Here is a 14,143-nt window from a genome sequence, read left to right on the forward strand (position 1 = left end):
ATCAATGCCACCTACACTGATCCGAAACATGACTGAAAAGGCTTGATGCAAGCACCCTGGACAAGACCCATGCAGATACTGGAACAACAAAAAGTACCTGCGCCGGACGCCCCGGCAGCAGAAGGCCAAAGTCGAAGTGGACAGTTCAATCTGCTGCGCTGGTTTTCGCTGGGAAGCTTTCTCATCATTGCGGCGGTGGCGATGGGGTTGGGTTATGTGTCCACGCGGTTTGTTGTCGATGAGAGCATCGAGCGTGATTCCATGCTGACTGCGCAATTCATTCAGGCCATCGGTGATGCGGAAATTCGCCACGCCGGCATCACCCTGAAAAGAACCATGGGCGAGATGCTCGATCCGCGCGAAGACAACGCCTATCCCGACGTAAACCCTGGTGCCCGTGCCGCTGCCCGCATTGAGTTTCTCGATCACGTCGAACACTTGCCGGACACGCTGTTGGCGGTGGTGTATGCCCTGGATCGCACGGTGGTCTGGTCGACCAATCCACAGATGATTGGCATGCGCGTCGAAGGTGATGAAGAACTGGACGAATCCTTTGAAATGAAGGAACCGGTCTCCACCAGCTATCACCAGATCGACGAGGAACGTCCCGAACAGATGCTGTTGCGCGAGCCCAAGTACCTGTTCATCGAGAATTACATCCCGATGTTCAATGCCGACAAAAGCAAGGTCATTGCCATGGTCGAGATCTACAAGGAACCGGCGGACCTGGTGGAACGCATTCAGCGTGGTTTCAAGGCGATCTGGCTGGCGACCTTGCTTGGTGGCCTGCTTATCTACCTTGGGCTGTTCTGGATCGTGCGGCGTGCGTCCGTGTTGCTGCAGAGCCAGCAAAAACAATTGATCACTAACGAGACCTTCGTCGCCTTGGGAGAAATGTCCTCGGCCGTCGCCCACAGCTTGCGCAATCCGTTGGCGAACATACGCTCCAGCGCCGAACTGGCCCAGGAAATCGCCAGCCAGAGTGCGCAGAAAAACATCGGCGACATCATCAACCAGGTCGATCGCATGTCACGCTGGGTCCGGGAGTTGTTGGTGTCGTTGCGACCGATAAACGACGACTCCGAAACGGTGGACCTGGTGCTGGCCATTGATGACACTCTGAGCGCGTTTGACGCGCTGATCAGGCGCTCAAACGTGCACGTGCACTTCACACCGAAATCCTGTCCGCCGGTCGTCAGCCAACAGGTGCTGCTGACCCAGATTCTTAATAGCCTGTTCGCCAATGCCCTGGAGGCCATGCCCAAGGGCGGCATGCTCACTATCGCCATTGAACAACCCCGACCCGGACTGGTGCGCATGACCTTGAGCGATACCGGCAAAGGCATGAGCAAGCAGCAGCAAGAATCGGTCTTCAAGCCGTTTTTCACCACCAAACAGGGAGGGTTGGGCGTTGGCCTGGCCCTCGTCAAACGAATAATGGAGCGTTTCGAGGGCTCGGTCGAACTGACCAGCCAGGAGCAGGAAGGAACCCGCGTCTGTCTCAATTTCAAAGTGGCAACGGGAGGGGAATATGGAGCACAGCATACTGCTGGTCGAGGATGATGAACTCCTGGCCGAGAATATTCAGACCTACCTGGAGCGCAAAGACTTCGAGGTGACGGTCTGCCATTCGGCTGAAGAGGCGTTGGATAAAATGGGTGCGTTCACCCCTGATGTGGTGCTGACCGACAACTCGCTGCCGGGCATGAGCGGTCACGACCTGATCCAGAAGCTGCGCATCAGCGCGCCGGATCTGAAGGTGATCATGATGACCGGCTACGGCAACGTCGAAGATGCCGTGGTGGCGATGAAAGAGGGCGCTTTTCATTACGTCACCAAACCGGTGGCCTTGCCGGAGCTCAAGCTGCTGCTGGACAAGGCCCTGGCCACTGATCGAATGGAGCGCACGCTGTCGTTTTATCAGGAGCGCGAGGCGCAGAAGTCAGGCGTACAGGCATTGATCGGCGAATCGGCGCCGATGCAATACTTGAAAAACACCATTACCCAGTTGCTCGACGCCGAGCGGCGCATGGCCAACACCGACCTGCCGCCCGTGCTGGTGGAAGGCGAGACCGGTACCGGCAAGGAACTGGTGGCCCGGGCGCTGCACTTCGACGGTCCGCGCAGCAAAGGTCCGTTCATTGAATTCAACTGCGCGTCGATCCCTTCCAATCTGGTGGAGTCGGAACTGTTCGGCCACGAGAAGGGCGCCTTCACCGACGCCAAGGACCGTCGAGTTGGTCTGGTGGAAGCAGCCGATGGCGGCACGCTGTTCCTCGATGAAGTCGGTGAAATGGACCTGCTGCTGCAAGCCAAACTGCTGAAGCTGCTGGAAGACCGAACCATCCGCCGGGTCGGCTCGGTCAAGGAACGCAAGGTCGATTTGCGGGTAATCAGCGCGACCAACTGCAACCTCGAACAAATGGTGCAACAGGGCAAGTTCCGTCGTGACCTGTTCTTCCGTTTGCGCATTATTTCGATCAAGGTGCCGCGCCTGTATGCCCGCGGCGCCGATATCCTGCTGCTGGCCCGGCATTTCCTGGCGATCCACGGCAAACGCTATGGCAAATCGCACCTGCATTTCAGTGACCAGGCTGAAGAGTTGCTGCTCAGCTACAGTTGGCCGGGCAACGTGCGCGAATTGCGCAACATGCTCGAGCAAACCGTGTTGTTGGCGCAAAGCGATACGATTGCCGCCCATCAGCTCAACGTCTGCCTGAGCCTGGTGGATGATCCGATCGTACTGCAAGAACCCCAGCACCACGAACCGCGACCGGCCTACAACGGCACCGAGTCGATGAACCTGCCGGAAGTGGAGCGCGACATGGTGCGCAAGATGCTCGACAAGACCGACTGGAACGTCACCAAGTCCGCACGCTTGCTGGGCCTGAGCCGCGACATGCTGCGTTACCGGATCGAAAAGCTCGGCCTCGCACGCCCGGACAAACGCCAGTGGTGAGGTTTATTGCAATGTAGCCCCCTGACGGATGAGGCATTCGAGCACGCATGTGGGGTCGAGGACTTCCTGGTTGACGTAGACGCCACGTACCGGATCGTAGGAGCGGATGAATACCCGGACTGAGGCATCCGCGACGGTCGGTAATATTGAGTCGTGGAACTCATGCTGGCTGGCAATCGGGATGAAATCCTGAGGTGCGGTCGGGATGTATGACCGAGGCGGCACGGTGCTCAGGGAGGGCGGCACCGGGTGGGCGAAGGGCTGGTCGGCCCCGTAATAGTTGAACTCACTGCTGTAGTCAGTGGTGGGTGTCAGGGTATCGTCCGCCTGGGCGCCGGTGAGGGCGGTCAGGCTGAGGGCGAACAACAGCGTCAGATCAGTTTTTTTCATGGCAACACCTGCGAAATCGGTTTTCCCGCACTTCCCCAAGGCCATTAACTATAGCTGCCCTACGGGCACGCGTTCGCGGCGCCCGGATTACAACATTCCAACAAACGCCCAATGGGGTTTTTCAGCACCCTGATCTAGACTCGTGCCGGTCAACAATGACCCGGATTCTGGAGTGTGCAATGGAAATGCCGACCAAAAAAAATGCCATCGCCAGCAACCGCGACGCCTGGAACGACTCCGCCCGACACCACAAGGACGCGCCCGATTGGCAGGCTCTGGTGAAGGTGGTCAGTCATCGCGATTTTTGCTGCATCGATGACACACTTCGCGGTGTACTGGAGCAGGTCGGCGTCGATGGCAAGGACGTGGTGCAACTGGGCTGCAACAACGGGCGGGAAAGTCTTTCGCTGTTTGCGCTGGGGGCTCGCAGCGTGGTGGGCGTCGACCAGTCCGACGCGTTTCTCGATCAGGCGCGGGAACTGGCTGGACTCTCACCCCATGAGCCCGAATTCATCGAGGCCGACATCCATCACCTGCCGGCTGAATTGCATGACCGCTTCGACGTGGCGCTGATCACCATCGGCGTCTTGAACTGGATGCCCGACATCGGCGAATTCTTCCACCATGTCGCGCAGACCCTCAAGCCCGGCGGTGCGTTGGTGGTGTACGAAACCCACCCCTTCCTGGAAATGGTCGACCCCGAGGCCGCCGATCCCTATCGTCTGGACAGCTCGTACTTTCGCAGCGAGCCGTTCGTGCAGGACCAGCCGATCGTCTACGAAGGCAAAGTCGACCAGCACACCGCGTCGTCCTACTGGTTCGTCCACACCCTGGGCGCCATCTTCACCGGCGCCATCGAGGCGGGACTGCAGATCAGCCATTTCAAGGAGTACCCGCATTCCAACCGCGAGGAACTCTATGACCGGTATGAGCGGCAGACGGCGCAGTTGCCGTTGTGTTTTACGTGGGTGGGGGTGAAGCGCTGAGACCGAGTCGCGCCCATCGCGAGCAGGCTCGCTCCCACATTGGATCGTCGTCGAACACAAAATCTGCGTGCGCTGGAGATCTACTGTAGGAGCGAGCCTGCTCGCGATAGCTCTCTGTCAGTCACATCAATACTGAATGTGCCACCGCCATCGCGAGCAGGCTCACTCCTACATTGGATCGTTGTCGAACACGAAATACGCATGCGCTGGAGATCCACTGTGGGAGCGAGCCTGCTCGCGATAGCTCTCTGTCAGTCACCTCAATGCCGAATGTGCTGCCGTCATCGCGAGCAGGCTCACTCCTGCATTGGATCGTCGTCGGACACAAAATCTTCGTGCGCTGGAGATCCACTGTGGGAGTGAGCCTGCTCGCGATAGCTCTCTATCAGTCACATCAATGCCGAATGTGCCGCCGCCATTGCGAGCAGGCTCACTCCTGCATTGGATCGTCGTCGGACACAAAATCTGCGTGCGCTGAGGATCTACTGTGGGAGCGAGCCTGCTCGCGATAGCTCTCTGTCAGTCACATCAATACTGAATGTGCCGCCGTCATCGCGAGCAGGCTCGCTCCCACATTTGAATCCCTCCGTACACAAAGCCCGTGTGCACCGCAGATCCACTGTAGGAGCGAGCCTGCTCGCGATAGCTCTCTGTCAGTCACATCAATACTGAATGTGCCGCCGCCATCGCGAGCAGGCTCGCTCCTGCATTGGATCGTCGTCGAACACAAAATCTGCGTGCGCTGAGGATCTACTGTAGGAGCGAGCCTGCTCGCGATAGCTCTCTGTCAGTCACCTCAATACCGAATGTGCCGCCGCCATCGCGAGCAGGCTCACTCCTGCATTGGATCGTCGTCGGACACAAAATCTGCGTGCGCTGGAGATCCACTGTGAGAGCGAGCCTGCTCGCGATAGCTCTCTGTCAGTCACATCAATGCCGAATGTGCTGCCGCCATCGCGAGCAGGCTCACTCCTACATTGGATCGTCGTCGAACACAAAATCTTCGTGCGCTGGAGATCCACTGTGGGAGTGAGCCTGCTCGCGATAGCTCTCTGTCAGTCACCTCAATACCGAATGTGCCACCGCCATCGCGAGCAGGCTCACTCCTGCATTGGATCGTCGTCGGACACAAAATCTGCGTGCGCTGGAGATCCACTGTGAGAGCGAGCCTGCTCGCGATAGCTCTCTGTCAGTCACATCAATGCCGAATGTGCCGCCGTCATCGCGAGCAGGCTCACTCCTACATTGGATCGTCGTCGAACACGAAATACGCATGCGCTGAAAATCCACTGTAGGAGCGAGCCTGCTCGCGATAGCTCTCTGTCAGTCACATCAATACCGAATGTGCCGCCGCTATCGCGAGCAGGCTCACTCCTACATTGGATCGTCGTCGAACACAAAATCTGCATGCGCTGAAGATCCACTGTAGGAGCGAGCCTGCTCGCGATAGCTCTCTGTCAGTCACATCAATGCCGCATGTGCCGCCGCCATCGCGAGCAGGCTCGCTCCTGCATTGGATCGTCGTCGGACACAAAATCTGCGTGCGCTGGAGATCCACTGTGGGAGCAAGCCTGCTCGCGATAGCTCTCTGTCAGTCACATCAATGCCGAATGTGCCGCCGCCATCGCGAGCAGGCTCGCTCGTGCATTGGATCGTCGTCGAACACAAAATCTGCGTGCGCTGGAGATCCACTGTGGGAGCGAGCCTGCTCGCGATAGCTATCTGTCAGTTACATCAATGCCGAATGTGCCACCGCCATCGCGAGCAGGCTCACTCCTGCATTGGATCGTCGTCGAACACAAAGTCTGCGTGCGCTAAAGATCCTTTGTAGGAGCGAGCCTGCTCGCGATAGCTCTCTGTCAGTCACATCAATACTGAATGTGCCGCCGCCATCGCGAGCAGGCTCACTCCTGCATTGGATCGTCGTCGAACACAAAATCTGCGTGCGCTGAGGATCTACTGTGGGAGCGAGCCTGCTCGCGATGGCCGCAACTCGGTCTGTCTATCGGATATCAGGCGCTAGCCGCCCCTGTTACCACTGGCCGTCCCGGTTTGCGCAGCGGATCAAGCCGTGAGCCGGTGTAGCGGGTTTCGCGGTAGAAGCGCCAGAGTCCGAACAGGCCGTAGACGTGGGTAACGCGACCCTGTTCGTGGTAGCCCATGCGGATGTGCAGCTTCAGGGCAGGGATGTTGTGGGTTTCGCAGACGTCCACCACCTTGTTGCAGCCTTGGGCTGCCATTGCCGCCCAGAGGTCTACCTGAGCATCCACCGACAGGCTGGTGCCGAAGTAGGGGCGGGCCATTTCGCCGCCGAACTCGAAGAACTCACCAGGTTTGACCGGGAACCAGCAGCCGTAATAGTGACGGTCGTGGTAGTCGCGGACGCTGCCCCAGATGAACGCAACAGCGTGGCCTTCTTCGTCCAGATACATGTGCCCGGTGTGACCCTCGGTGGCGAGTTCGGCCATGGTCCCGACGCGGTCACCAAAATGCTTGCCGAAGGCGCTGGCGTTTTCGGGGGTGATGGTCACCATGCGCAGTCCCGAATAGGGACGCAGTTTGTGCGGCGGTACCGGGCTGATCAGGTCCCGTTCCATCCATAAAAGCTCCCAATGGAAGAACACGTAGCGTTTCCACAGCGTTTTGAACGTGCGGCTCAGGCCCTTTTGTTTTATGCGTTCGCGAAGCTTTTCGATGATGCTCATGACGCTCTCCTTAGCCTAAGCCAGGGTGTGGGTGGAAACGCTTTTGATGGGTATAGGTCAAGCTTGAAAGTTCATATCAAAGCGCCAGCTTTGAATGTGTTGCAACGTATGTAACTCATTCGAGCGCGGCTTCACCGGTCACCAAATGGCTGTTCAAAACACCATAGGAAGCCCGCGGCACACCGTGAAGACGCCGCTCTAGAACAAGGGTTAGAGACTCTTCTGGCTGCAAATAGGCATCACCGAAATCAGCGCCAAGCTGAGTCGGATGAGCCACGATTTCCAGCACACCATCGGTCGGCATGGCTTCATTGCGCAGGTCCACCGGTGTGCACACATAATCCGCGGTCACACCCGCCAGACTTTGCAGACGATTATTCAGCAAGGTCTTGAACACGCGCTTGGGCAAGCTCAGGTTTTGCCCCAGATTGCGCGCAAGGCGCACGGGCACCCCTTGGCTCGCGGCGAAGCGGGCGACGATCTCACCAATGGGCCAGATGTTGTGAACGTGTTGATGGGAATCGATGTGGCTGGGCCGTACACCGTTGTCCACGCAGCGTTGCCATTGGGCGTTGAGCTCCTCCAGCACTGCGTCGCGGTCCCCCCGGCTGAGCCAGAGGCGATGGCGGGACAGGTTGAGATCGAACACCCCATGGCTGTCACAGAAGTTCCTTCGACCCAGAATCGACTGACTCAACGGACGCCCATACGTGAGGTTGAAATGCAGGCCGATCCGGTCCTTGAGCAACGGATGCTGGGCCATGACGCACGCCGCTTCGAAGGCCGGCATATTGGCCATGGCCGTGGCGGAGCTGATCACCCCCGCCTGGAAGGCGCCCAGGATTACCGCGTTTTCGCACGGGCTGAGACCGAAATCGTCAGCGTTGACTATGACTTGGCGAGGCATGGTCGCCCTCCCTGTTTGTGTCGGTTGGCTTCGTTGCTTTGACCACTGCGGCAACGGGCGCCGGTGCAGTGGCAACGGTCGCTGCTGCCCGTTTGGCTTGCCATTTCTGCAACAAGGGTTTGAGCCGCTGCCAGAGTCTCAGGGCCAGGCCCAGCGCCAGACCGCTGGGGCGCCAGGAATAGAAACTCCAGCGCCAGTGTTCGAGTTGCCCGGTCATGCGTTCGTGCAGTTGATGGCTGGAATTTTCCAGGCTCACCCGCGAGGCATCGATCCAGCGCCAGTGCTCGTCCAGCCCCCAGCGAATCCACTCGTCGAGCAGCACCCGACCGCTGCCCAGATCGGCGTATTGCGGCAGGAACGCCAGGTTGTAATCGTACAACCGGCCTTGTTCCAGCAACCCGAGGCGGTAGCTGATGCAGCGCCCGTCCAGCTCCAGCACCACGACCCGCACCAGCCCCTGTTCGGCGAGGGCGGTGAAGGCTCGGTCCATCCATTGTCGGTGACGTTCGTCGGCGAAAATCCCGACGCCTTCATCGCCTTTCCAACTGACCGCTTCGACTTCACTGATGGCCTGCAACAACGGGCCCATGGTCGACGCATCGGGGGTGATCCGTCGAACCTGGGCACCACAGGCTGCGATGCGTTTGCGTGCGCGGCGCAGTTTATAGCGGGGGTCACCCGAAACTTCCTGGTGGTCCGCGTCGCTGATCACGTGCACCGGCACCCGACAGCTAAGGCGCCGTTCACCGGTCGAGCTGTGCGCCATCCACTCGGTCAGCACGCTTTCTTCGCCGACCGGTTCCGACAACTCGTTGAGTTGCAGCAGGGCGTGGGGAAGTTGTCGGCGGATCTCGATCAGTGCCTTGCGGATATTCTCCGAGTCCGTTTTTGCAAGGAGCGCGAGGCGGTCGGCGAGTGGGTAGCCAAGGTGATGCAGCACGCGAAACGGCAGCCTGGCGAAACGCTCGACGGAGGCCACTAACGGCAAACACAAGACCAGCTCATGACCCTGCCAGCCAAGCAACACATGCAAACGTTGCCCGGTGGTCAGGGCCTGTTCGGATGCACGCATCCAGGCCAGTGTGTTGAACGGTGTGTGGTCCGTCACTCGCAGACGCAACGCTTCATAAGCCGTTTCCGGGAAATCAGCGGCGCACAACGAAGTGCGCCATTCGAATCGTGCTGCCATAGGGTCAGCTCACCGCTGCTGTGGCGGGTTCACGTGCCGGTTTGCGCAAGGCATCCAGGCGTGAGCCGCTGTAATGGGTTTCGCGGTAGAAGCGCCAGCGACCAAACAGCTCGTAGACGTTCATGATCCGCCCTTGTTCCTTGTAGCCGGTGCGTATGTGCAGCTTGAGGGCAGGGACATTGTGGGACTCACAGACATCCACCACTGTGTGGCAACCCTGGTCCAGCATGGCTTTCCACAATTGCGTCTGCACGTCCATCGACAGCGCGGTGCCCCAGTACGCGCGGGTCAGCTCGCCGCCGAATTCGAAGAACTCGCCTTCTTTCACCGGAAACCAGCAGCCGTAGTAGTGCTTGTCGTGATAGTTGCGCGCCGCGCCCCAGATGAAGGCCACCGCATCACCCTTGTCGTCCAGGTGCATATGCCCGGTGTAGCCTTCACGGGCCAGTTCGGCCATGGTCTCCACGCGGTCACCGAAGTAACGGGTGAACGCCACGGCGTTTTCCGGGGTGATGCGCACTACCTGCAGCGGCGGGTAGGGCCTGAGTTTGTAAGGCGGCACCGGAGTGACCAGATCGCGCTCCATCCACAACAGTTCCTCGTGGGAAAACACGTAGTGCTTCCAGATTTTATTGAGGGTGGCACGCCAACCCTTTTGTCTGATGTGTTGGCTGAGTTTCTGCAAAACGCTCATGTTATTGACTCCTGACGGTCTCGGCCGCGAGTGGAGTGATGCGAGGTGCGGCCAATGGCCGATTTCGCTATTCAATACTTGGCAATTCATGAGGCGCTCCAGCTGAGATTGAACAGGGTCCGTCCTGGCAGCTCGAAGCTGACGCGACCGTCCTGGCAATTGAAGGGTGCGTCGCGGGCGCGGTTGTCGGCACCGAAGTAGCTTAATGAACCGTTGGCCAGCGGACACTGGACTCCAGTCAGGGCCACACGCTGCAAGCGCGTGGCTTTATTGACGCCCAGAAGGTTGCGCTTCTTGTCCTCGGCCATGGCCAGCACGTCGACCTCGAAGGCGTCGTTATCGAGGAGCATCACGTCGTGCAGCCAATGCTGGCGGATGAACTGCTGAGCCAGACCCACAGGCTTGAGCTCGAAGCGATCGTCGCCGAGGACACGCAACATGCCTTTGGGGTAGTTCGGTTCGTCGGCAGCCTGGAACCAGCTCAGCATTTCCAGCAAGCCATCCTGAGACGAGTTGATGACGACCGACGTCCACCACAACGACGCGAAGTGGGTTTCCTGATCGTAAGGACTGAGGCTGGACCCGCTGGACATGTTGGTCTGGTCCAGCAGCAAGGCTTTGCGCGGCCGGCCCTGGGCGTCGAGGCCGACCAGGTCGGCGGCGCGGCGCACGCTGTCACGGTAGACCCGTGTTGCCAGCAGGTCGCGAATCATCCATTCGTGCCAGGCCAGGGCATCGATGTTGTCGCCGGATTCGGCCAGCAAGCGTTTGGCCCAATCGATGCCGCGTTTGTCGGCGGCGTTGTCAGCAAACGGGCCGTTGACCAGCCGCGAACTGGCGGGCATGGCGATGCGCACGCCGGCCTTGGCATTGGCGGGATTGCTGCGCACTTGCCGGGCCATGCTGTTGAAGATGCTTTGGTAGTTGGCGTAGTCCGGGTAATTGAGGTTCGGCTCGTCGGCAAAACCGATGTAGTGCGTGCCTTTGCCACCCAGGGCCCGGGTCGACGCGAGCCAGGCGTCGAGCCCGGCGTTGCTCAGGGTGTCGGCGCGCAAGTCAGCCTGGCGCTGGCTCCCGGCCAACAAGGTGATGTCCTGGGTGATGCCGAAGCGGTCCTGATACAGCCGACGGAATTCATCTTCGTAGTGCGGATTCTTCGCCGTGATGTCGACGAAACTGTAGTAAGTGCCCGCCTGTGGCTTGAGTGCATCGAGCACTGCATAACTCGATTCCGGCACCTTGACGTAGGGCAGGGCGATGCCCAGGTTCGGGGTCGGCCCCAGCATTTTATTGTGCAATGTCAGCCGGACCTGGCCATCGTCCTCGCGCAGGGGCTTGAGTTGCTGCGGATTCTGGGCGAAGAGGTTGGCGGTGCCATCTAGCCAGAACGCCACCTTGCCGCTGCCTTGCAGGCGCAAGCGCCAGACCTGTGCTTCTGTGGCGACGGGCAACTCGACCTTGTCGAACTGCCAATAACCCCGATACGGTTTCAGCGTCAGCGCCACTTGTTTGCCGTCGCCCACGCGCTGCGCTTGCAAGGCGCTGACACCGCCGTGGAACTTGCCGGCCAGCACTGCGCGCTCACCCGGCGCTACCTTGAAGTACAGCTCATCGCCGTTGTGGGTTTCGGCGCTGAAATGCACCTTGGCCGGGGCGAACAACGCCACCGTGTGTTCGTCGTGTTCAACCCGGTAGCGACGGAAGCTGTAGCCCGGAATTTCCAGTTGATAGCTGGAGGCACTCGGGGTCAACGGCCAGCTCTGACTGCCGCGCGATTCGCTGGCGGCGATCAGGCGCTCGCCCTGGAGTTTGCCCTGGCCGTCGAGCAGGTACAGGCGTTCTTCGTTGGCATCCGCCTGCCACGCCGGCGCCCAGCGAATGGTCAGCGTGTCGGGACGATCCGGTTGCAGGTACAGGCTGCCGTCGCGAATATCGGCCCAACGCATGGGCGCCGCCTGGGCGCTCAGCGCGAGGCCAAGGCTAAACAGCAGGACCAGGCGTTTCATGCCGACTTCCGTTGCAGCATGTGCAGCATCGGCGTTACATCGCTGGGCAGGATGATCAGGGTTTGCCAGACCGGCACGCCGCTCAACCGGCAGTACATCACCAGCAGCGCGAGGGTGACCGCGAGGTAGGCGATGGACGAGGCCGCCGCCGCGCCGACGATCCCGTAGGCCGGAATCAACACCAGGTTCAGCGCCAGGTTCAGCAAGGCGCCCAGCCCCATCAACAGCGAAATCGTGCCGGGACGGTTTTTGCCCAGCAAGTCCAGGCGCAGGATGCTCGCGTAGCACAGGCCCAACAGGCCCGGCAGCAGTGCCAGCAAGGCCGGATACGCCGGCTGATAGGCCGCGCCGAATAGCGTCACGATGAGCCATTCGCCGATCACCGCCATGGTCACGCAGGCGCCGAGCATCACCGTGGCGGTCAGGCGCAGGGCCAGCGGCGTCACTTTGTCGATGCCTTCTTCCTGTTGCAGCAGGCGTTTCATCAACGGCGTGGTCACGGCTTCCGGGACAATCAGCAGCAACTCGGCGGCGGCGCTGGCCATGGCGTAATGACCGAGCGCGGTGCTGCCGAGCAGGGCGCCGATGAACAGGTAATCGGAGCGTAGGATCACTTGCTGGAACAGCAGGTCGGGATGGCTGCGAGCGCTGTAGCGCAGCAGCTCGTTCTGGCTGGCGCGGTCCCATTGCAATTTCAGGGGCTGAGCGCGTTTGAGCCAGAACCAGCCCGCCAGTACCACCAGGCTGATGCCTGCCAGCCAACTGATCAGGGCTGCTTCCAGCGCGGCGTCTTTCCACATCCAGAACAAGGCGAGGAACAACAGCAGCGGCGCCAGGGATTCCACCAGGCGCAACGCGTTGAAGGCCACCACGCCGCCAGAGGCGTTGTGCAAGGTCAGCAGTCCGCTCTTGAGTACGGTCAGCGGCACCGCCAGCAACAACAGCCAGGCGAGCAGGCCCAGTTGCGTGGTGATGTCGAGTTCACTGCCGAACTCACGCACCAGGGCGACCACCAGCAAAGTCAAAAGACCCGCCAGCAAGCAACCGAACACCAGCACCTGACTCAGCAGCAACCCCATGGGGCGTTGCTTGGCCGCCTGAAAACCCACCGCCGAATTCAGCCCGCCGCTGGTGGCGGCGCTGATCAGGTCGGGCAAGGTGCTGAGCAGGGCAAACAAACCCCGTTCGCTCGGCCCGAGGATCCTTGCGAGCAACACGTTGCGCATCAGCCGCAAACCGATCATCGCCAGTTTGGTGCCCATGCTCAGGGCCAGATGCTTGAGGTAATGGCTGCGGCTCATGTGCGGGCCCCACGGAACAGGCGCCAGGACAGCAGCTGCGGATTGCGCGCCACCCGTTGGCTGACGCCGAAACGGGGCAGGTTCAAGGGGTCATCGGTGCCCCGATAGATCCCGGTGCCGGTGCCCAGGGCGAACGGGTAATCGTGATCGGCAACGTGTTCGCGTACCCGCGCATCGTTGTCGCCGTTGGGGTAGCAGTAGACCGGCAGCGGACGGTTGCAGCCATTGTGCAAGGCGTCGCGGCTGCGGCTGAGTTCTTCATGCAAACGCTGATCATCGAGGCCGGTGAGAATCGCATGGCTGGCGCCGTGGGGACCGAACCGCACCAGCCCCGAGCCTTCCAGCATGCGCACCTGCTGCCAGTCCAGCGCCTGGGGCAATGACTCGTCCGGGCACTCGTCGGTCAGGCGATTCAAGTCAGCAGGGCTGAGGGTTTTCAGGCTGTGCAGAAAATGCAGCAAGGCCAGGCTGCGACGTTCCACATCCAGTTCATCGAAGGCTACCGGCAACGGCCGACCGACTTGTCGCAGGCAATCGATCAATTGCATCCGCGCCCGTTCACCGTGGCTGCCCCAGAGGGTTTCGCCGATGCTCTCCCACCAGAACCGCTGGCGGCTGCCGATGAAATCGGTGGAGAGAAAAATGCTCGCAGGCACCTGGTATTTTTGCAGCAACGGGAAGGCGTTCAGGGCGTTGTCGCGCCAACCATCGTCGAAGGTCAGGGTGATTTTCGGGCGATCCGATCTCACCGTGCCGGGTTGCAAAATATCCATCAACGACACGCAGTCGAAGTGTTTTTTCAGCCACACCAGCAAGTGTTCGAAGGCTTTCGGCCCGACACAGAGCTCATTGCGATGGGGCAGTTCGGCGGCGTGGTCGCTGGCCAGCACCCGGTGCAGCATCAGGATCACACCGGCGCCTTGCAGTTGATTGCGGCCCACCGGCGAGTTGAGATAAAGCCAGCCACTGGTACGTTTTAATAGTTGTTTGATCGCCATGGCTCAGT

General features: G+C 60.2%; 11 protein-coding genes. 3 read left to right on the plus strand and 8 right to left on the minus strand.

Annotated features, from left to right (window positions below; all coding sequences use genetic code 11):
- Positions 1–69 precede the first annotated feature (69 nt).
- Together BLU63_RS23600 and BLU63_RS23605 are read left to right on the plus strand one after the other, a co-directional pair.
- On the plus strand, positions 70–1,563 hold the full coding sequence (locus tag BLU63_RS23600; protein WP_083376377.1) for a sensor histidine kinase: 1,494 nt from the start codon (positions 70–72) through the stop codon (positions 1,561–1,563).
- Positions 1,532–2,959: a sigma-54-dependent transcriptional regulator gene (locus BLU63_RS23605; RefSeq protein ID WP_083376378.1), complete on the plus strand. Its 1,428-nt coding sequence runs from the start codon at positions 1,532–1,534 to the stop codon at positions 2,957–2,959. Before BLU63_RS23600 ends, BLU63_RS23605 begins: the two co-directional genes overlap by 32 nt.
- Positions 2,960–2,962: 3 nt before the next feature.
- On the opposite strand, the gene BLU63_RS23610 is transcribed toward BLU63_RS23605, so the two are convergent.
- Positions 2,963–3,349, minus strand: a complete 387-nt coding sequence (locus BLU63_RS23610; protein WP_083376379.1) for a hypothetical protein — start codon at positions 3,347–3,349, stop codon at positions 2,963–2,965.
- A gap of 179 nt (positions 3,350–3,528) precedes the next feature.
- Here BLU63_RS23610 and BLU63_RS23615 point away from each other — a divergent pair, with 179 nt between their 5' ends.
- Entirely contained in the window at positions 3,529–4,335 is an 807-nt protein-coding gene (locus BLU63_RS23615) for a class I SAM-dependent methyltransferase (RefSeq protein WP_083376380.1), read from the plus strand.
- Positions 4,336–6,347: 2,012 nt separating this feature from the next.
- Here BLU63_RS23615 and BLU63_RS23620 read toward each other — a convergent pair.
- The 7 genes from BLU63_RS23620 to BLU63_RS23650 all read right to left on the minus strand — a co-directional run bounded on the left by BLU63_RS23620 (position 6,348) and on the right by BLU63_RS23650 (position 14,135).
- The gene (locus tag BLU63_RS23620) at positions 6,348–7,040 is read right to left on the minus strand and encodes a GNAT family N-acetyltransferase (protein ID WP_083376381.1); all 693 of its coding nucleotides are present in this window, start codon (positions 7,038–7,040) and stop codon (positions 6,348–6,350) included.
- A gap of 115 nt (positions 7,041–7,155) precedes the next feature.
- Positions 7,156–7,947, minus strand: coding sequence for a ChbG/HpnK family deacetylase (locus BLU63_RS23625; protein WP_083376382.1), 792 nt, complete (start codon positions 7,945–7,947; stop codon positions 7,156–7,158).
- Positions 7,919–9,136, minus strand: a complete 1,218-nt coding sequence (locus BLU63_RS23630) for a GNAT family N-acetyltransferase (RefSeq protein ID WP_010455642.1) — start codon at positions 9,134–9,136, stop codon at positions 7,919–7,921. The genes BLU63_RS23625 and BLU63_RS23630 overlap by 29 nt, the downstream gene beginning before the upstream one ends.
- Positions 9,137–9,140: 4 nt before the next feature.
- Entirely contained in the window at positions 9,141–9,830 is a 690-nt protein-coding gene (locus BLU63_RS23635) for a GNAT family N-acetyltransferase (RefSeq protein ID WP_010455641.1), read from the minus strand.
- 86 nt (positions 9,831–9,916) lie between these two features.
- Positions 9,917–11,836 carry a hypothetical protein gene (locus tag BLU63_RS23640; RefSeq protein WP_083376383.1) on the minus strand — a complete coding sequence of 640 codons (1,920 nt, stop codon included), beginning with the start codon at positions 11,834–11,836 and terminating at the stop codon, positions 9,917–9,919.
- A complete protein-coding gene (locus BLU63_RS23645; RefSeq protein ID WP_077749050.1) occupies positions 11,833–13,137 on the minus strand; it encodes a lipopolysaccharide biosynthesis protein in 1,305 nt (434 codons plus the stop codon). Before BLU63_RS23645 ends, BLU63_RS23640 begins: the two co-directional genes overlap by 4 nt.
- Positions 13,134–14,135: a polysaccharide deacetylase family protein gene (locus BLU63_RS23650; protein ID WP_083376384.1), complete on the minus strand. Its 1,002-nt coding sequence runs from the start codon at positions 14,133–14,135 to the stop codon at positions 13,134–13,136. The genes BLU63_RS23645 and BLU63_RS23650 overlap by 4 nt, the downstream gene beginning before the upstream one ends.
- Positions 14,136–14,143 lie beyond the last annotated feature (8 nt).

This window comes from Pseudomonas mandelii (assembly GCF_900106065.1).
In the GTDB taxonomy this organism is placed as follows: domain Bacteria; phylum Pseudomonadota; class Gammaproteobacteria; order Pseudomonadales; family Pseudomonadaceae; genus Aquipseudomonas; species Aquipseudomonas mandelii.

Excerpts from the sequence above, each read along its gene's own strand:
- BLU63_RS23600 (WP_083376377.1), top strand. The coding sequence starts at position 70 with ATGCAGATACTGGAACAACAAAAAGTACCTGCGCCGGACGCCCCGGCA.
- BLU63_RS23605 (WP_083376378.1), top strand. The coding sequence starts at position 1,532 with ATGGAGCACAGCATACTGCTGGTCGAGGATGATGAACTCCTGGCCGAG.
- BLU63_RS23610 (WP_083376379.1), bottom strand. The coding sequence starts at position 3,349 with ATGAAAAAAACTGATCTGACGCTGTTGTTCGCCCTCAGCCTGACCGCC.
- BLU63_RS23615 (WP_083376380.1), top strand. The coding sequence starts at position 3,529 with ATGGAAATGCCGACCAAAAAAAATGCCATCGCCAGCAACCGCGACGCC.
- BLU63_RS23620 (WP_083376381.1), bottom strand. The coding sequence starts at position 7,040 with ATGAGCATCATCGAAAAGCTTCGCGAACGCATAAAACAAAAGGGCCTG.
- BLU63_RS23625 (WP_083376382.1), bottom strand. The coding sequence starts at position 7,947 with ATGCCTCGCCAAGTCATAGTCAACGCTGACGATTTCGGTCTCAGCCCG.
- BLU63_RS23630 (WP_010455642.1), bottom strand. The coding sequence starts at position 9,136 with ATGGCAGCACGATTCGAATGGCGCACTTCGTTGTGCGCCGCTGATTTC.
- BLU63_RS23635 (WP_010455641.1), bottom strand. The coding sequence starts at position 9,830 with ATGAGCGTTTTGCAGAAACTCAGCCAACACATCAGACAAAAGGGTTGG.
- BLU63_RS23640 (WP_083376383.1), bottom strand. The coding sequence starts at position 11,836 with ATGAAACGCCTGGTCCTGCTGTTTAGCCTTGGCCTCGCGCTGAGCGCC.
- BLU63_RS23645 (WP_077749050.1), bottom strand. The coding sequence starts at position 13,137 with ATGAGCCGCAGCCATTACCTCAAGCATCTGGCCCTGAGCATGGGCACC.
- BLU63_RS23650 (WP_083376384.1), bottom strand. The coding sequence starts at position 14,135 with ATGGCGATCAAACAACTATTAAAACGTACCAGTGGCTGGCTTTATCTC.